Genomic DNA, 17,420 nt, shown 5'->3' on the forward strand with positions numbered 1-17,420 from the left:
CCGTGCTTCAGGATGCCACGTGATACGGATTGCGTGGATCATGGTTCCAGTCCAGGAACGGCAAGCCATTGTCGTGTGGCACCATCTCGATGCATGACTCCACCGGGCAGGTGATCTGGCACAGATTGCAACCCACGCACTCGTCCTCGATAACCTCATAACGACGGGTACCGTCGGCCAGCTTGACGCTGGAAATGGCCTGGTGCGACGTGTCTTCACAGGCAATGTGGCAGCGCCCGCAACCGATACAGGCATCCTGGTCGATTTTGGCGATCACCTGGTAATTGATATCCAGGTACTTCCAGTCGGTGGTGTTGCCCACAGCGCGCCCGGAGAAATCCTCCAGGCTGGTGTAGCCCTGGCTGTCCATCCAGCGCGACAAGCCATCCTTCATCTCGTCCACAATCCGGAACCCGTGGAGCATCGCTGCGGTACACACCTGCACCGCGCCACAGCCCAGGGCGATGAATTCCGCCGCATCACGCCAGCTGCCGATGCCGCCAATGCCGCAGATCGGCAAGCCCCGGGTTTGTGGATCGCGGGCAATTTCGGCCACCATATTCAGGGCTATCGGCTTGACCGCCGAGCCGCAATAGCCGCCGTGGGTGCTCTGGCTGCCGACCATTGGCAGCGCCACCATGCGCTCCAGGTCGACACTGGTGATGGAGTTGATGGTATTGATCAACGACACTGCATCCGCACCGCCGCGGTGGGCGGCCCGGGCGCTGAGTCGCACATCGGTGATGTTGGGCGTCAGCTTGACGATCACCGGCAGCGAGCAATAGGTCTTGCACCAGCGGGTCACCATCTCCACGTACTCGGGCACCTGGCCCACCGCCGCCCCCATTCCCCGCTCAGGCATGCCGTGGGGGCAGCCGAAATTCAGCTCGATACCATCGGCGCCGGTGGCCTCAACCAGCGGCAGGATGTATTTCCACGCCTGCTCCTCGCACGGCACCATCAATGACACGATCAACGCCCGGTCCGGCCAGTCTTTTTTGACCTGGGTAATTTCCCGTAGATTGATCTCCAGGGAGCGATCGGTAATCAACTCGATATTGTTGATGCCCATGACTTCGCGGTTAGGCCCGAAGTGGGCTGAATAGCGGGACGACACATTGACCGCCGCCGGGTCTTCACCCAGGGTTTTCCAGACCACGCCGCCCCAGCCCGCTTCATAGGCGCGGACCACGTTATAGGCTTTGTCGGTGGGGGGCGCAGAGGCCAGCCAGAACGGGTTGGGTGCCTTGATACCGGCGAAAACAATCGAGAGATCGGCCATTTACGCTGCCTCCTGGTTAAGCATGAGATGGGCATGAATGGCTTCTGCGGCCAGCTTGCCGTGTTGTACCGCCTGTACGGTCAGATCCTGGCCCAGGGAGGTGCAATCGCCCCCGGCATAGACCCCGGGTACGCTGGTGCGCAGTTGCTCATCCACCTCAATCCGGTCACCCGCACGCTTCAACGCCTGGGCCAGCGGATCGTTCAGCGCGCTTTCATCGAACGTCTGGCCGATGGCCTTGAACACCGCATCTGCCGCCAGCTCAAAGCTTTCACCGGTGCTCACCGGGCGCCCGCCTTCAAGGCGGGTACGGGCAAAGCGCATGCCGCGCACGCGGCCTTGTTCATCCAGCAGCAATTCCTGTGGCTGGGCCCAGGTCATCAGCCGCACCTGATTGGCCTTGGCAATGTCTTGCTCGTGCCCGGTGGCGCCCATGTCCTCAAGGCCTCGGCGGTACACCAGATTGACCTCGCGAGCACCAAGACGGGCCATTTGCACCGCCATATCGATGGCCGTATTGCCCGCGCCCAGCACGATGCAGCGATCGGCCAGGGGCAGTTGCGTCAGGTCGTCGCTCTGGCGCAGTTCACGGATGTAGTCGGTGGCGGCCAGCAGGCCGGGCGCGTCTTCGTCGGGCAGGCCCAACTGGCGACTGGCTGCCAGGCCGATGGCCAGAAACACCGAATCGAACTGCAGATGCAGCTCGCTCAGACTGAGATTGCTGCCCAGTCGCTGGCCATGGCGCACCTCGATGCCACCGATTTGCAGCACGAAATCCACCTCGCGCTGGGCAAAGTCGTCCACCAGCTTGTATTTGGCGATTCCGTATTCATTGAGGCCGCCGGCTTTCTCGCTGGCTTCGAAGATCACCACTTCATGCCCGAGCAGGGCCAGGCGATGGGCACAGGCCAGGCCGGCGGGGCCCGCCCCGACTACGGCGATACGCTTGCCGGTGGGCGCTGCCCGGGTGAACGGGTATTCGCTGAACTGCGCATTGTCCACCGCATACCGCTGGAGCAAGCCAATCAAGACCGGGGCGCATTCCTGGTCGTTATTACGCACGCAGGCCTGCTGGCACAGCACCTCGGTCGGACAGACCCGGGCGCAACTGCCGCCCAGGATGTTGGCCGAGAGGATCTTGTGCGCGGCGCCCTGGACATTCTCCTGCTGGATATTGCGAATGAACGACGGGATATCGATATCGCTGGGGCACGCATTGACACACGGAGCGTCATAGCAATACAGGCAGCGCGAGCTTTCCAGTACGGCCTGTCGGGCGTTCAGGGGCGGTGCCAGATCAGTGAAATGACTGGCCAGCGCCACCGCATCCTGGTGGGAATGCGGCAAATGGTTCAGGGACTTGATCACGTTGGTTGCCTCACGGTTGTGGGGATCGTCTGCCTCTGTCGGGCAGTGGTTTTTATAGTCAGCGCTTTACGGCAACGGGCATGTGCTGCTCCGCGCGTTTTTTCAGCAGGTCGAACACCGCGGGGTAGGCCGCACGTTCGATATAGCGACCGGCGCCGCGCACCGCCCGCAGATCGCCATTGGCCCATACCAGGCGGCCCTGGCTGATGGTATGGCTGGGGACACCGCGCACGGTCTTGCCTTCAAAGATGTTGAAGTCGACTTTTTGATGGTGGGTTTTGGCGGAAATGGTGCGCGTGCCCTGGGGGTCCCACAGCACCAGATCGGCGTCGGCCCCGACCCGGATCGTGCCTTTGCGCGGGTACAGATTGAAAATCTTCGCGGTGTTGGTGGAGGTCAGTGCGACGAACTCCTGCATGGAAAGGCGCCCGGTGTTCACGCCTTCATCCCAGAGCACCGCCATGCGGTCCTCGATGCCGGCCGTGCCGTTGGGAATCAGGCTGAAATCATCACGCCCGGCGGCTTTTTGCTCGGCGCAGAAGCAACAGTGATCGGTGGCCGTGGTGTGCAGATTGCCGGACTGCAAGCCATGCCAAAGCGCCTCCTGATGCCCGCGAGGACGGAAGGGCGGGCTCATCACGTAGCCGGCGGCGGTCTGCCAGTCGGGGTTCTGGTACACGCTTTCATCCAGCAGCAAATGGCCAGCCAATACTTCGCCATACACCGGCTGGCCCTGACTGCGGGCGTAGGTGATTTCATCCAGCGCTTCACGGGTCGAGACATGCACCATGTACAGCGGCGTACCGATGGTCTGCGCGATGCGGATCGCCCGGCTGGCTGCTTCGCCCTCCACCTGGGAGGGGCGCGACAGCGGATGGGCCTCGGGCCCGGTCATGCCCTGGGCCATGAGCTTGCGTTGCAAGTGATACACCAGCTCGCCGTTTTCGGCATGCACGGTGGGCACAGCACCCAGTTCCAGGCAGCGCTCGAAGCTGGCGACCAGGGTGTCGTCGGTGGCCATGATCGCGTTTTTGTAAGCCATGAAATGTTTGAAGCTGTTGATCCCGTGGTGGCTGACCAGCTCGGCCATTTCTTCGCGCACCTGCTCGCTCCACCAGGTAATCGCCACGTGGAAGCCGTAATCCGAAGCCGATTTTTCAGCCCAGCCGCGCCATTGATGAAAGGCCTCCAGCAAGGACTGCTGAGGGTTGGGAATCACAAAGTCGATAATTGAAGTTGTGCCACCGGCCAGACCGGCAGCAGTACCACTGAAAAAGTCTTCGCTGGACACAGTTCCCATAAAGGGTAATTGCATATGGGTGTGCGGATCGATACCGCCGGGAAGTAAATATTGACCGCTGCCATCGAGCACTTCGCAGCCGGCCGGAACATCAAGATCAGTTCCAATTGCGCGGACTAGACCGTCAGCGCAATAAACATCAGCACAATAACTTTCATCATGGGTCACAAGCGTAGCGCCACGGATTAACAGTGACATACCGAGTTCCTCGCAGGCAGACCGGCTATAACCGGCTCTAAGTGTTGTTATTACGACCGCTGTACAGGATCGGTTCCTGTCACTGGTGTCAGGAATGAAATCTAGAGTGTTGTTGCTAAATGATCAAACTTTATTTTTAAAGCACTTATATTTATATAACTAACTGATTTATATATGTTTTTAATTTAAATCACCAAAATAGTGCACGGCATCACCATTTTGACGCACTTGACAGGATTCAAATATAGGCGAAGTTTCTTATGCTAAATCAGGCGCTTGAGGCCCTGAGCGAACGGGAGCTTAAAGCGGAAAATAAATAAGCGTGCACCGAGTTGTTTCGTTTTGTTATATGAAAAAAGAGGAACGAGTTAAAAGAGGGTCTTTAACGGGAATGAGTGTCATTTGCCTTGATGGTTAAAACCTTTTAAACCAGCCAGTTGCAAGTACCGAAAGCCGATAGACAGGGGGAGGCAACTAACACGGCACAGTTCTTGATTGTCGCTGCCAGAACCGGATTCACCGGACCAGGCAAGTGAGTCGCACTGTGTTATTGCGCAGCGCCTGTTACCAGAACACCAAAACAAGAGAGTGAACGAGCATGCAGCCAAGCAGATCACAAGTCACCGAACGTAACGGGTTGTTCGAACTGGAGGCCGGGACTGACGTTCTCGACAGTCCCCGATATAACCACGACATGGCGCCCACCAAAGTTCACGAGCGCACCTGGAACAAATGGCACATCACGGCGCTGTGGATCGGCATGTCCATCTGTGTGCCGACCTACACCCTGGGCGGCGTATTGACCGCCTACTTCGGGCTCAGTGTGGGCGAGGCGCTGCTGGCGATTTTTCTGGCCAATATCGTGGTCCTGATTCCGTTGACCCTCAATGCATTTGCGGGCACCAAGTACGGCATTCCCTTTCCGGTATTGCTGCGATCCTCGTTCGGCATCCTTGGCTCCAACGTTCCGTGCCTGATCCGCGCCCTGGTGGCCTGCGGCTGGTTCGGCATTCAAACCCTGTTCGGCGGCCTGGCCATTCACCTGTTCCTGGGTTCGGTATTTGAAGGCTGGAAAAGCCTCGGCGGCACCGGAGAAGTGATCGGCTTCATGGTGTTCTGGGCCCTCAATCTGTGGGTGGTATTACGCGGTGCCGAGTCGATCAAATGGCTTGAAACCCTGTCGGCCCCGCTGCTGGTACTGGTCGGTATCGGCTTGCTGGTTTGGGCGTTACCAAACGTGTCAATGACCGAGTTGCTGGCCCAGCCGCCCAAGCGCCCCGAGGGTGCCAGCGTGTACGGATACTTCTTTGCCGGCCTGACCGCCATGGTCGGTTTCTGGGCGACCCTGTCCCTGAATATCCCGGACTTCAGCCGCTACGCCAAAAGCCAGAAAGACCAGATTCTGGGCCAGATATTCGGTTTGCCCCTGACCATGTTTCTGTTCGCCGCGCTGGGGGTAGTGCTGACCGCTGCCTCGGAAAAACTGGTGGGCGTCACGGTGTCCGATCCGGTGAGCCTCATTGGTCACATCCAGAGTCCTGGCTGGGTGGCCCTGGCCATGGCCCTGATCATCATCGCCACGCTGTCCACCAACACGGCAGCCAACATTGTCTCGCCCACCAACGACTTCCAGAACATCGCGCCAAAACTGATCAACCGCACCAAGGCCGTGATGTTGACCGGTCTGGTGGGGCTGGCCTTGATGGCCCATGAACTGCTGAAAAAACTCGGCCTGCTGGTCTCTGACGTGAGCCTTGAAACCGTGTACTCCAACTGGCTGCTGGGCTATTCCAGCCTGCTGGGGCCGATTGCCGGGATCATGGTGGTGGACTATTTCATCATCCGTCAGCAAAAACTCGACCTTGAGGGGCTCTACCTCGATGGTGTGTACCCGGCCTGGAACTGGAACGGTTTTATTGCCTTCGGCGTGCCGGTTGCGCTGACCCTGTTGTCACTGGGCAGCAGCGCCTTCAGCTGGTTTTACGACTACGGCTGGTTTACCGGGTCGTTACTGGGAGCTGCGATTTACTACGGATTGTGCCGCCTGAGCCGCCCGCAGGTGACCGTGGTCAAAGGTGCAATTTGAAATTCCCCCCCCCATCAATTCTTATAAGAACTGCCTGAGGAAAACGCCATGAACGCTGTACAAGACCTTCAGCAGCAACGCCCGCAGTCCATCAATGGAGAGCGCCTCTGGGCCTCGCTGATGGAGCTGGCGCAACTGGGAGCCACAGTCAAAGGCGGGGTCTGTCGCCTGGCCCTGACCGACCTCGACCGTCAGGCCCGGGACATCTTCGTACGCTGGTGTGAAGAAGCGGGCTGCACGGTCAGTGTCGACGCGGTGGGCAATATTTTCGCCCGTCGTCCCGGGCTCAACCCGGACTTGCCGCCAGTAATGACCGGCAGCCATATCGATACCCAGCCCACCGGCGGCAAGTTTGACGGTTGCTACGGAGTGCTGGCGGGTGTCGAAGTACTGCGCACGCTCAATGACCTCAACATCGAGACACAAGCCCCGCTGGAAGTGGTGGTGTGGACCAATGAAGAAGGCTCGCGGTTTGCGCCGTGCATGATGGGCTCCGGGGTATTTGCGGAAAAATTCACCCTTGAAGAGACCCTGGCCAAGACCGACGCCCAGGGCGTAACGGTTGCCGAGGCCCTGAATGCCATTGGTTATGCCGGCAGCCGCAAAGTCAGTGGCCACCCGGTGGGTGCTTACTTCGAAGCCCATATCGAGCAAGGGCCGATCCTTGAAGACGAACGCAAAACCATAGGCGTGGTGCTTGGCGCTCTGGGGCAAAAATGGTTCGACCTCAACCTGCGCGGCGTAGAAGCCCACGCGGGACCGACGCCCATGCACCTGCGCAAAGACGCCCTGGTCGGCGCTGCGGCCGTGGTGGCCGCGGTCAACCAGGCCGCCTTGAGCCATCAGCCCCATGCCTGTGGCACCGTGGGTTGCCTGCAAGCCTATCCGGGGTCACGCAACGTAATCCCGGGCGAAGTGCGCATGACTCTGGATTTCCGTCACCTGTTGCCGGAGCGACTGGACTCGATGATCGAGCAAGTGCGTGGAGTGATCGAAGCCACCTGCAAGCAGCATGGCCTGAGTTTTGAACTGACCCCGACTGCGGACTTCCCGCCGTTGTACTTCAACCCGGATTGTGTGGATGCGGTGCGCGACGCGGCCAATGAGTTGGGGTTATCCAACATGGACATCGTCAGCGGGGCAGGGCATGACGCGATCTTCCTGGCCGAGCTGGGTCCGGCGGGGATGATTTTTGTGCCCTGTGAGGGGGGGATCAGTCACAACGAGATCGAGAATGCCGATCCTGGGGATCTGGCGGCGGGATGTGCGGTGTTGCTCAAGGCGATGCTTGCGGCATCGCAGATAGTTGCGCAAACCCGCTAAGGGGTGTTGCTGGCGTCTTTGGGATGCACAAACGGATATGTACGCGGTACCGCAGTTAAAACTGAGCGTACATATCCGTTCTATGTATCACGGCTTTTTACGGGTTTCGCCCTTACGGCGAGTCCCTTTTGGCAAACGCCGAGTGTCGGACCATCCCAAAAGGGACCAAAAGGTCTGCGCCCTACCATACGGCCGAGCTCGCCTAGGCTCGCCCGGTTCCCTCACTCCGGCACTGTTGTGGGGGCACGCCGTGACGGGCCATCCATGGCCCGGCACGGCTGGCTCGGCGTCCTGCCTCGCCACCCCCACAACAGCACCTGCGTTCGGCCTTCTGTGATGGGCGTCTGCGTCGTTTCGGCTATCGAGTGGCGGCAGAGGCATCTGCTTTAAAGGCAAAACAGTGCCTACAAGGCTGCTTTTGATCTGCTTTTGATCTGCTTTTGATCTGCTTTTGATTTGTTTTTGATCTTGATCTACTGGCCCCTTCGGGAGGGCGAGAGGAGGTTCTGCGTAGTGGTCCTCCCGGCATGGATGCCGGGAGAGCCGTGTTGGGCCATGGATGGCCCGTCACGGCGTGGCCACGGAGCGGGACCGGAGCGAGGGAACCTGAGCGCAGCGAAGGCCGTACGCTGGGGCAAGGCCTTTTTGCTTATTTTTGTGGTGGTCCGACACTCGGCTGTTTGACAAAAGTGAGCCGCCGTAAGGGCGGAACCCGTAGAAAGCCGTGATACATCAAACGGATATGTACACGGTGGGATTTATAGATCTACCGGATACATATCCTGCACAGGCGTTTATCTGAAATACAGGTTTCGCCCTTACGGCGAGGTACTTTTGGCAAACGCCCCAAAAGTACCCAAAAGGTCTGTGCCCTACCATACGGCCGTGCTCGCCTAGGCTCGCCCGGTACCCTCACTCCGGCGCTGTTGTGGGGGCACGCCGTGACGGGCCATCCATGGCCCGGCACGGCTGGCTCGGCGTCCTGCCTCGCCACCCCCACAACAGCACCTGCGTTCGGCCTTCTGTGATGGGCATCCGCGTCGTTCCGGCTATCGAGTGGCGGCAGGGGCATCGCCTTTAAAAGCAAAAAGCAAAACAGCGCTTACAGATCGTTTTTGATCTGCTTTTGATTGGCTTTTGATCTTGATCTACTGGCCCCTTCGGGAGGCCGAGAGGAGGTTCTGCGTAGTGGTCCTCCCGGCATGGATGCCGGGAGAGCCGTGTTGGGCCATGGATGGCCCGTCACGGCGTGGCCACGGAGCGGGACCGGAGCGAGGGAACCTGAGCGCAGCGAAGGCCGTACGCTGGGGCAAGGCCTTTTTGCTTATTTTTGTGGTGGTCCGACACTCGGCTGTTTGACAAAAGTGAGCCGCCGTAAGGGCGGAACCCGTAGAAAGCTGTGATACATCAAACGGATATGTACGCGGTATTCCAGCTGCTTGAACTAGGTACATATCCGTTCAATGCGCAACGGCGATTTACGGGTTTCGCCCTTACGGCGAGTCCCTTTTGGCAAACGCCCCAAAAGGAACCAAAAGGTCTGTGCCCTACCATACGGCCGAGCTCGCCTAGGCTCGCCCGGTGCCCTCACTCCGGCGCTGTTGTGGGGGCACGCCGTGACGGGCCATCCATGGCCCGGCACGGCTGGCTCGGCGTCCTGCCTCGCCACCCCCACAACAGCACCTGCGTTCGGCCTTCTGTGATGGGCATCCGCGTCGTTCCGACTATCGAGTGGCGGCAGGAGCATCGTCTTTAAAAGCCCAAGCCCAAGCCCAAACCAAAACCAGAACTTATGCCAATGGCGGCGTCCTCGGCGGGATCAGGCGTTTGCTGCCGGTGGCTTCAAACGCCGCAGCAAACCGCAACAACGCCGAATCATCATAGGCCCGACCGGCAAAGGTCAGCCCCACCGGCATGCCAATATCCGCCATCACACCCATAGGCACCGTCACCGTCGGCACACCCAGATGCCGGATCGCCAGGTTACCGTTGGCAACCCAAACCCCATTGCTCCACGCAATATCCGCAGATACCGGATTCACATCCGCATCCGCCGGCCCTACATCGGCAACCGTCGGGAACAGCACTGCATCCAGACCCAGACCATCCATCCAGTCCTCCAGGTCAATCCTGCGGGTCTGCTCCAGACCGCGCAGGCCATCCGGCACGGTACTGATCCGGTCCCACGGGGTAATGCCGCGCTCGGCCATGCGCACATATTCATCCATGCCCGCCGCCAGTTCATCTTCGCGATTGGGCAAGGTTCCCGGGTCGTGGGGGAAGATCAGTGCACCGTCAACGTCTGCCAGACAGCCAAGTTTCGGATCACCATTGGCCCGCAGGAAGTCGTCAAACGCCCAGGCCGACAGCTCCCACAACTCATCATGCAAAAACTCTTTGGACACCAGACCGCGGGTAAACACGGTGGGTGCTCCGGGGCGGTCACCCTCGCAATTGGATACCAGCGGGAAGTCGACTTCGATCACTTCACCACCCCGGGCTTCAATGGCCTGACGCGCGGCTTGCCAGAGCTCGATCACCGAGGCCCGGGTAATGATCCGCTGGCCGGTCGGGCCGCCAATACCCGGTGCTTCGGCCGTGCCCGCTTCGGGGTCGGCATTGATGTACATGCGCGGTATGCCAAAGCGCTTGCCTGCCAGTGCGTCAGCGCCGGCATTGAGCTCTGCGTAAGAGGCAGGGCGCACCGAGGCCACTGCGGGTATCGGTACCCAGGGCTGCAGGCGCCACAGATCACCGCGGGTGTCCGGGTCTTCGGCCACGACCACGTCCAGTACTTCAAGCAGGTCGGCCATGGTTCTGGCAAACGGCACCACCACGTCCATGGTCGGGGTCAGCGGCCAGTTGCCGCGCACCGAAATCACCCCGCGCGATGGGGTATAGGCGCACAAACCATTGTTCGAGGCCGGGCCTCGTCCGCTGGACCAGGTTTCTTCCGCCAGACCAAATGCCGAAAAACTGGCTGCGGTTGCCGTGCCTGCACCGTTGGATGAGCCCGAGGCAAAGGGCGCGGTGAGGTAGTCGGCGTTATACGGGCTCTCGGCACGGCCATATACCCCGCGCTGCATGCCACCGTTGGCCATGGGCGGCATATTGGTCTTGCCCAGGCAAATGGCCCCGGCACCACGCAGGCGTTCGATGGTAAACGCATCGCGATGGGCCACCAGGTCCTTGAAGGCGGGGCTGCCCGACGCTGCGGTCAGCCCTTTCACCAGATAGCTGTCCTTGGCGGTGTAGGGGATGCCGTCCAGAGGTCCCAGGGTCTGGCCCTTGGCCCGCCGTGCATCGCTGGCCTGCGCTTCGGCCAGCGCCTCAGGGTTGCGCACCACCACGGCATTGAGGGCAGTGGCTGTATCGGGCGTGTCATAGGCATCGATGCGGGCAAGATAAGCCTGCACCAGCTCAAGCGCCGTTACCTGTCCGGACTCGAGCGCGGCGCGCAGTTGGGCGATGGGGACCTCGGTGACTTCAAACATGCGCTTACCGCTGGTTGCTGATGGGGGACGCAGAGCTTATCTAAAGTCGTACCTGCTCAGCCAGCGATGTGATGATAAACCCTGCCCGTTCCAGCCCCATGTAGGAGCGAGCTTGTCTCGCGAGCTTTTTGCCGGGCCCATATTGAAGGCTGTGGCGCCGGTAGACCTGGCTACAACCTCTGCCAAAACGCATCGGCCTGGGGATTACGGTTATCCCGCCAGCGCACCAGAATCACTTCCAGATGGTCCGATTCCATGTCCGGATACAAGCGCACCAGTTCCTGGCGCTCGATCAGGGGCGCGACCATGCTGTGGGGCATGCACGCCACGCCCTGGCCGCTGGCGACCATGGGTTTCAGGGCTTCGGATACGGTCGCTTCGAACACCTGCAGCAGGCGCTGTGGTTGTGGATGGCGGTTGATCTGGGTGCGCGACAGTTCATGCAGTTGCGCACTGCGCGAGTAACTCAACAGCGGGATCGGCGCATCGGTCTGCGCACAGTGCGCGGCCAGGGCCGGGGTGGCGACCCAGTACAGTTCGTCCTGGCCCAGGGACTTGACCTCGAACTCGCTCTGACGGGAGTAGGGCGCAGTCTTGGCGTCGCGGTAGAACAGGATGAAATCGCAACGTCCCGACATCAGCGCCATGTAGTAATCATCGGTGCTGCGATAACCGGTATCGATCCGGGTAAACAGGGGCGCCTCAGGGCTGTTGAGCCGGCTGATCCAGCCCGGGAAAAAGTTGCAGGCCAGGGTGTGCAACGAGGCGAATGTCAGCGGCCGGTTCAGCACTCTTACGCTCTGCTCGCAGTCCCGGGCCATGCGCACCAGTTCCACGGCATTCGGCAGCAGGGCTTCGCCGGCAGCCGTCAGGCGCACCGGGTTGCGGTCGCGGTCCACCAGGGTCGCTCCCAGGTGGCCTTCAAGTAACTGAATGCGCCGGCTCAACGCCGATTGCGACGAGCCACGCATGCTGGCAGCCGCGGTGAACTTGCCGGTATCGGCCAGGGCGAGAAAGTCTTCATACCAGTCGATATTCATAGAGTTATTCCAATATTCGATAGGGCGTCCAGCATTGTGGATCAAGAGTCGCTATCCGGCCCGTGGCTCTGTCTTTATTGTGCCCATAATACGCCACCTGCCGTTGAACTGTGGTTGTCAGGCATAACAAGAAGAATTTTTAAAGGGGCAATGATATGCACAAATTGAATAGGGTGAAGCTTTTACTTGGCGCGCCCGTACTGGCACTGCTCGCCACCTGTGTCCAAACCGCCCAGGCAGGTGTGCTGGATAAAGTCAAAGCCCATGGCTCTGTGCGCTGTGGGGTAGCCGGCGACAAACCGGGCTTTTCCCTGATCGATGACAAGGGGCGCTGGACCGGCATGGACGTGGATCTCTGCCGGGCAGTGGCTGCCGCGGTGCTGGGCGATGCGGACAAGGTCGAGTACCTGACCACCACCGCCAAAAACCGCTTTACCGCCCTGGCGTCCGGGGAAATCGACATTCTGTCCCGCGCCGCGTCCTGGACGGCCGAGCGGATAGCCAACCTGGGGGTGGATTTCACCACCGTCTGGTTTTATGACGGCCAGGGCTTTATGACCCACGCCGCCGACGGCATCGAAAAACTCACCGATCTGGACGGCGCAACCTTTTGCCTGTCACCGGGCACCACCTCCGAGCAGAATCTGGAGGACTATTTCGGCCGCCGTGGCCTGACCTATAAAACCGTGGTCATCGAGAAAAGCCCCGAGCTGTACGCGGCCTTCCAGCGCGGGCGCTGCAATGCCATCTCCAACGACTCCTCGGGCCTGGCCGCACGCCTGGCGCTGATGAACAACCCCCAGGACTACGCGCTGCTGCCCGAAGTGATCTCCAAGGAGCCTCTGGGCGCTTTCGTCGCCCAGGGTGACACCACCTGGCGCAACATCGTGACCTGGACCGCCTACGCGCTGATGACCGGTGAAGAGCTGGGCGTGACCTCGGACAACGTCGACCAGTTACGCACCAGTAAAACGGCATCAACCGATATCGCCCGTTTGCTGGGGACTGAAGGCACCATCGGTCAATCCTTTGGCCTGGACAATGACTGGGCATACCGCGCCCTCAAGCAAGTGGGCAATTACGCGCAGATCTACGACCGTAACCTCGGCCAGCAGACAGCCCTGAACATTCCCCGCGGGTTGAACCGCAGCTGGAAAGACCATGGCTTGATGTATGCACCGCCGATTCGTTAAGGGAATTACGCTTATGTCGACCCATCGTTCGCCCAATCTGCGTCTGTCCAGTGTGTTGCAGCAGGGGCTGGTACTGGCCCTGGTTGCGGCAGTCTTTTATTTGCTCGCCAGTAACGCCGCGTTGAACCTCAAGCACCTGAATATCGCCTCGGGATTCGGTTTTTTATCTCAGCGTGCCGGTTACGACATCAGTTTCTCGCTGATTGACTACACCCCGGACGCGACCTACGCCCGGGCTTATCTGGTGGGCCTGCTCAACACCTTGCTGGTATCGGTGCTGAGTATTGTGCTGGCGACCCTGCTGGGTGGCGCACTGGGCCTGGCCAGGGTCTCGGACAACTGGCTGATCAAGCGCCTGAGCGGCACCTGCGTCGAGTTTCTGCGCAATGTGCCGCTGGTGGTGCATCTGGTGTGGTGGTACGGGCTGGTCCTGGCCTTGCCCGGGGTCAAACACTCGGCTTCACTGGCCGGCGTGGTGTTTTTGAACAACAACGGCCTCACCCTGCCTTGGCTTGAGCAAGGCAGCCTGGTGGGTTGGGGCCTGACCTTGATGGCCCTGGGTACCTTGCTGGGCTATGGGTTTTGTCGAGTCAAGGATGCCCGTGCGCCGTGGCGCGGGTTTGCTTCCCGGCGCTGGCCGGCACTGTTGGCCGGGGCCCTGTTGCTGCCGTTGCTGGTGTACGCCTTGAGCGGGGCCCAGGTGCAGTGGGAGGTGCCGGTGCAGCGTGGCTTCGGCTTCAAGGGCGGGATCACCCTGGTACCGGAAATGCTCGCCCTGTGTCTGGCCCTGTCGTTCTACAGCGCCAGTTACATCGCCGAAATCGTGCGCGGCGCCATCGAGTCGGTTCATCGCGGCCAGTACGAAGCAGCCAGGGCACTGGGCTTCAAGTCCGGCTCAACCATGCGCCAGCTGATCGTGCCGCAAGCGATCTACCCGATGATTCCGCAGATCACCAACACCTACCTCAACATCGTCAAGAACTCCTCGCTGGGGGTAGTCATCGGTTTCATGGAGCTGGTGTCGTCCACCGGCGGCACCACCCTTAACCAGACCGGCCAGGCCATTGAGTGCATCGCCCTGGTGATGGGCACTTACTGCGCAATCAGCCTGGTGATCTCCCTGGGGATGAACATCTACAACCACCGTATCGGCCAGAGGGGGCACTGAACATGACTGCAATGAATCAAGCACTGACGCTGCCGTTGGCGCCGCCACGACTGCCCTGGACCCGGCGCGCGCTGACCTGGACCCGCAGCCAGCTGTTCCCCAGCGCGGGCCACAGTTTGCTGACCCTCGGGGTGATTGCACTGCTGTGCTGGTGCGTGCCCGCGGCCCTCAACTGGCTGGTTTTTGATGCCACCTTCGTTGGCGAACATGCCAGGGATTGCAACCCTGCCGGGGCTTGCTGGTTGCCGATAACCCAGCGCTGGAACCTGTTTGTCTATGGCTTCTATCCCCAGGCCGAACAGTGGCGGGTGACCCTGTCATTTGTGCTGGCGGGTTCGGCGTTCGGGCTGCTGTTTTTCAAGCGCCTGGACCGTCGCCTGCTCCTGGCTTACCTGGCGTTGCTGCCCATCGTGATGTGGTGGCTGCTCAAGGGCGGCGCCGGTTTGCCGGAGGTGTCTTCGACCAGGTTCGCCGGGATGCTGGTAACGGTGTTCCTCGGCACGGCCGGGATGATTTTCGCCTTGCCGCTGGGAATTCTGCTGGCCCTGGGCAGACGCTCCAAACTGCCGGTGGTCCGCCTGCTGTGCGTGCTGTACATCGAGCTGGTGCGTTCGGTGCCGGTGATCTCGCTGCTGTTCATGGCGTCGCTGATGATTCAACTGTTCCTGCCGCCGGGTTCGGCTTTTGACATCCTGCTGCGGGTGCAGCTGGTGTTGATCCTGTTCACCGCAGCCTATATGGCCGAGACCCTGCGTGGCGGCTTGCAGAATCTGCCCAGGGGCCAGTACGAAGCAGCCCAGGCACTGGGCTTCGGCTACTGGAAAACCATGGGCCAGATCATCCTGCCGCAGGTGCTCAAGCAATCCATTGCGCCGTTGCTGACGCAGTTTATCGGCCTGTTCAAAGAGACCACGCTGGTGATGATTGTCGGCGTACTGGACATCGTGGGCATTGCCATGAGCACCGCCGTCACCCCTGAGTGGGTCGAGTACGGCCACGAAATCTATGTGTTCCTGGCGATTTATTTCTTTGTCATCTGTTTTGCACTGTCGCGCTACGCCCGACACCTTGAACAACGTATGGAGCAGAGCCGCTCATGATCAGCAAAGCCAAGTCCGATCCAGCCCTGATGGTGCGCATCGAGCAATTGAACAAATGGTTCGGTAATGCCCACGTACTGAAAAATATTTCCCTGAACGTTGAAGCGGGGGAGAAGGTGGTGATTTGCGGGCCTTCGGGTTCGGGCAAGTCGACCCTGATCCGCTGCATCAACCAGCTCGAACAACACCAGCAAGGCACAGTCGAGGTGCTGGGGGAGGAGCTCAATGGCAGCGTCAAGGGGCTGGAGCGCATTCGTCGTCAGGTCGGCATGTGCTTTCAGCACTTCAATCTGTTCCCCCATCTCACCGTGCTGAAAAACTGCACCCTGGCGCAAACCTCCAACCTTGGCGTGCCCCAGGACCAGGCCATCGAGCGCGCCCTGAGCCTGCTGGACAAGGTCAAGATGCGCGACCATGCCAACAAGTTTCCGTCCCAGTTGTCCGGCGGCCAGCAGCAACGTATCGCGATAGCCCGGGCGTTGTGCATGCAGCCCAAAGTCATGTTGTTTGATGAACCGACCTCGGCCCTGGACCCGGAAATGATTGCCGAGGTCCTGGAGGTGATGACCAGTCTGGCCCATGAAGGCATGACCATGATCTGTGTGACCCACGAGATGGGTTTCGCGCGCAAGGTCGCGGACCGGATTGTATTTATGGATCAGGGCGAAATTGTTGAAGAGGCCCCGCCCGAGCGGTTTTTCTCGGCCCCTGAATCCCCGCGAACCCAACGTTTTTTGAGCCAGATCATCAACCACGGAGTGCATGCACAATGACCCCTTCTATTGCCATGGCCTTGCACGGTGGCGCCGGCGTACTGATGCCCGGCATGCTGACTGAAGACGACGAACAGGCGATCCACCAGGCGTTGTTGCAGGCGCTCAAGGCCGGGGTTGCAGTGCTGGAGCGCGGCGGTAGCAGCCTGGATGCGGTGCAGGCCAGCGTGGTCGAGCTGGAGGAGTGCCCCTGGTTCAATGCCGGAAAAGGCGCTGTCTTTACCCACTGCGGCGATCATGAACTGGACGCCGCGATCATGAACGGCGCCAACCTGGAGGCCGGTGCAGTGGCGGGCGTGCACCATGTGCGCAACCCGATTTGCGGAGCGCGGGCGGTGCTTGAGCACAGTGAACATGTGTTGCTGGCCGGTACCGGCGCCGATCTGTTCCTGTCCGAGCAAGCGGGGCTGGAGCATGTCAGCAACGATTGGTATGACACGCCCTTGCGCCGTCGGCAGTGGGCCGCCCAGCAACAGCAACCCGAGACCCTGATGCTGGAGCCGGGGGGCATTGAAAAGAAATTCGGCACCGTGGGCGCTGTGGCCCTGGACTGCAACGGGCATGTGGCTGCAGCTACCTCCACCGGTGGCATTACCAACAAGCGCTACGGTCGGGTAGGCGACTCGCCGCTGATCGGCTCCGGTACCTGGGCCGATGACCGCAGTGCCGCCATCTCGGCCACCGGGCACGGCGAATTCTTTATCCGCACTGTGGTCGCCCATAACATCGCGTCGCGGATCCGCCTGGTGGGATCGAGCCTGGACCAGGCCTGTGAGGCGGTGGTGCAGGGCGAGCTCAAGGAACTGGGAGGCAGCGGCGGCGTAGTGGCGGTATCCCCTTCGGGCGAGACCGTTCTGAGCTTCAACACCCCCGGCATGTACCGCGCCTGGCGGGATGCGGAGGGTGGTATGCACACGGCGATTTATGCCGAGGATGACCGCCTGCACGCTGTTTGACACATACCGCCCCCTGTAGGAGCGAGCGTGCTCGCAAGCTCTTTGTTGTCAGGTTGCAAAGGCTCGCTCCTGCAGGGGAAGGCGGGTGGGGCGCAGTGATGGCATATTGACCTCAGAGGAGGCCGCAGCTTAGTCTCGG

General features: G+C 60.5%; 12 protein-coding genes. 7 read left to right on the forward strand and 5 right to left on the reverse strand.

Features of this window, described 5'->3' with window-relative positions:
* Window positions 1–7 precede the first annotated feature (7 nt).
* The 3 genes from preA to hydA are packed head-to-tail and all read right to left on the reverse strand — an operon-like array spanning window position 8 to window position 4,148.
* Window positions 8–1,282 (reverse strand): NAD-dependent dihydropyrimidine dehydrogenase subunit PreA, encoded by a 1,275-nt coding sequence (preA, locus tag JQ845_RS22095; RefSeq protein ID WP_003442393.1) that lies wholly within the window; start codon window positions 1,280–1,282, stop codon window positions 8–10.
* Window positions 1,283–2,650, reverse strand: a complete 1,368-nt coding sequence (locus tag JQ845_RS22100; protein ID WP_003442396.1) for an NAD(P)-dependent oxidoreductase — start codon at window positions 2,648–2,650, stop codon at window positions 1,283–1,285. It lies immediately after the preceding gene.
* A 58-nt stretch (window positions 2,651–2,708) separates the two neighbouring features.
* On the reverse strand, window positions 2,709–4,148 hold the full coding sequence (gene hydA / locus JQ845_RS22105) for a dihydropyrimidinase (RefSeq protein ID WP_003442398.1): 1,440 nt from the start codon (window positions 4,146–4,148) through the stop codon (window positions 2,709–2,711).
* A gap of 598 nt (window positions 4,149–4,746) precedes the next feature.
* Between hydA and JQ845_RS22110 the strand changes: the two genes are divergently transcribed.
* Together JQ845_RS22110 and JQ845_RS22115 are read left to right on the forward strand one after the other, a co-directional pair.
* On the forward strand, window positions 4,747–6,234 hold the full coding sequence (locus JQ845_RS22110; RefSeq protein WP_003442400.1) for an NCS1 family nucleobase:cation symporter-1: 1,488 nt from the start codon (window positions 4,747–4,749) through the stop codon (window positions 6,232–6,234).
* A 48-nt stretch (window positions 6,235–6,282) separates the two neighbouring features.
* Entirely contained in the window at window positions 6,283–7,557 is a 1,275-nt protein-coding gene (locus JQ845_RS22115) for a Zn-dependent hydrolase (protein ID WP_003442402.1), read from the forward strand.
* A 1,790-nt stretch (window positions 7,558–9,347) separates the two neighbouring features.
* Here JQ845_RS22115 and JQ845_RS22120 read toward each other — a convergent pair.
* Together JQ845_RS22120 and JQ845_RS22125 are read right to left on the reverse strand one after the other, a co-directional pair.
* Window positions 9,348–11,051, reverse strand: a complete 1,704-nt coding sequence (locus JQ845_RS22120; RefSeq protein WP_203009467.1) for an amidase — start codon at window positions 11,049–11,051, stop codon at window positions 9,348–9,350.
* Between the two features lie 170 nt (window positions 11,052–11,221).
* Window positions 11,222–12,091 carry a LysR family transcriptional regulator gene (locus JQ845_RS22125; protein ID WP_003445006.1) on the reverse strand — a complete coding sequence of 290 codons (870 nt, stop codon included), beginning with the start codon at window positions 12,089–12,091 and terminating at the stop codon, window positions 11,222–11,224.
* A gap of 155 nt (window positions 12,092–12,246) precedes the next feature.
* Here JQ845_RS22125 and JQ845_RS22130 point away from each other — a divergent pair, with 155 nt between their 5' ends.
* Genes JQ845_RS22130 through JQ845_RS22150 form a run of 5 tightly spaced genes read left to right on the forward strand, consistent with a single transcriptional unit; the run spans window position 12,247 to window position 17,281 of the window.
* Entirely contained in the window at window positions 12,247–13,284 is a 1,038-nt protein-coding gene (locus JQ845_RS22130) for an amino acid ABC transporter substrate-binding protein (RefSeq protein ID WP_003445005.1), read from the forward strand.
* Between the two features lie 13 nt (window positions 13,285–13,297).
* Complete coding sequence (locus tag JQ845_RS22135; RefSeq protein ID WP_003445004.1) at window positions 13,298–14,452, forward strand: amino acid ABC transporter permease; 1,155 nt, start codon at window positions 13,298–13,300, stop codon at window positions 14,450–14,452.
* 2 nt (window positions 14,453–14,454) lie between these two features.
* A complete protein-coding gene (locus tag JQ845_RS22140; RefSeq protein WP_003445003.1) occupies window positions 14,455–15,552 on the forward strand; it encodes an amino acid ABC transporter permease in 1,098 nt (365 codons plus the stop codon).
* The gene (locus tag JQ845_RS22145; RefSeq protein ID WP_003445001.1) at window positions 15,549–16,325 is read left to right on the forward strand and encodes an amino acid ABC transporter ATP-binding protein; all 777 of its coding nucleotides are present in this window, start codon (window positions 15,549–15,551) and stop codon (window positions 16,323–16,325) included. Before JQ845_RS22140 ends, JQ845_RS22145 begins: the two co-directional genes overlap by 4 nt.
* Window positions 16,322–17,281 carry an isoaspartyl peptidase/L-asparaginase family protein gene (locus JQ845_RS22150; RefSeq protein ID WP_160627914.1) on the forward strand — a complete coding sequence of 320 codons (960 nt, stop codon included), beginning with the start codon at window positions 16,322–16,324 and terminating at the stop codon, window positions 17,279–17,281. Before JQ845_RS22145 ends, JQ845_RS22150 begins: the two co-directional genes overlap by 4 nt.
* Window positions 17,282–17,420 lie beyond the last annotated feature (139 nt).

The sequence above is a fragment of the Pseudomonas paraversuta genome, from assembly GCF_904063065.1.
In the GTDB taxonomy this organism is placed as follows: Bacteria; Pseudomonadota; Gammaproteobacteria; order Pseudomonadales; family Pseudomonadaceae; genus Aquipseudomonas; species Aquipseudomonas paraversuta.

What these genes read in the sequence shown, in the direction of transcription:
- hydA (WP_003442398.1), bottom strand. Translation starts at nt 4,148, where the DNA reads ATGTCACTGTTAATCCGTGGCGCTACGCTTGTGACCCATGATGAAAGT.
- JQ845_RS22120 (WP_203009467.1), bottom strand. Translation starts at nt 11,051, where the DNA reads ATGTTTGAAGTCACCGAGGTCCCCATCGCCCAACTGCGCGCCGCGCTC.
- JQ845_RS22145 (WP_003445001.1), top strand. Translation starts at nt 15,549, where the DNA reads ATGATCAGCAAAGCCAAGTCCGATCCAGCCCTGATGGTGCGCATCGAG.
- JQ845_RS22140 (WP_003445003.1), top strand. Translation starts at nt 14,455, where the DNA reads ATGACTGCAATGAATCAAGCACTGACGCTGCCGTTGGCGCCGCCACGA.
- JQ845_RS22135 (WP_003445004.1), top strand. Translation starts at nt 13,298, where the DNA reads ATGTCGACCCATCGTTCGCCCAATCTGCGTCTGTCCAGTGTGTTGCAG.
- JQ845_RS22110 (WP_003442400.1), top strand. Translation starts at nt 4,747, where the DNA reads ATGCAGCCAAGCAGATCACAAGTCACCGAACGTAACGGGTTGTTCGAA.
- JQ845_RS22115 (WP_003442402.1), top strand. Translation starts at nt 6,283, where the DNA reads ATGAACGCTGTACAAGACCTTCAGCAGCAACGCCCGCAGTCCATCAAT.
- JQ845_RS22125 (WP_003445006.1), bottom strand. Translation starts at nt 12,091, where the DNA reads ATGAATATCGACTGGTATGAAGACTTTCTCGCCCTGGCCGATACCGGC.
- JQ845_RS22150 (WP_160627914.1), top strand. Translation starts at nt 16,322, where the DNA reads ATGACCCCTTCTATTGCCATGGCCTTGCACGGTGGCGCCGGCGTACTG.
- preA (WP_003442393.1), bottom strand. Translation starts at nt 1,282, where the DNA reads ATGGCCGATCTCTCGATTGTTTTCGCCGGTATCAAGGCACCCAACCCG.
- JQ845_RS22130 (WP_003445005.1), top strand. Translation starts at nt 12,247, where the DNA reads ATGCACAAATTGAATAGGGTGAAGCTTTTACTTGGCGCGCCCGTACTG.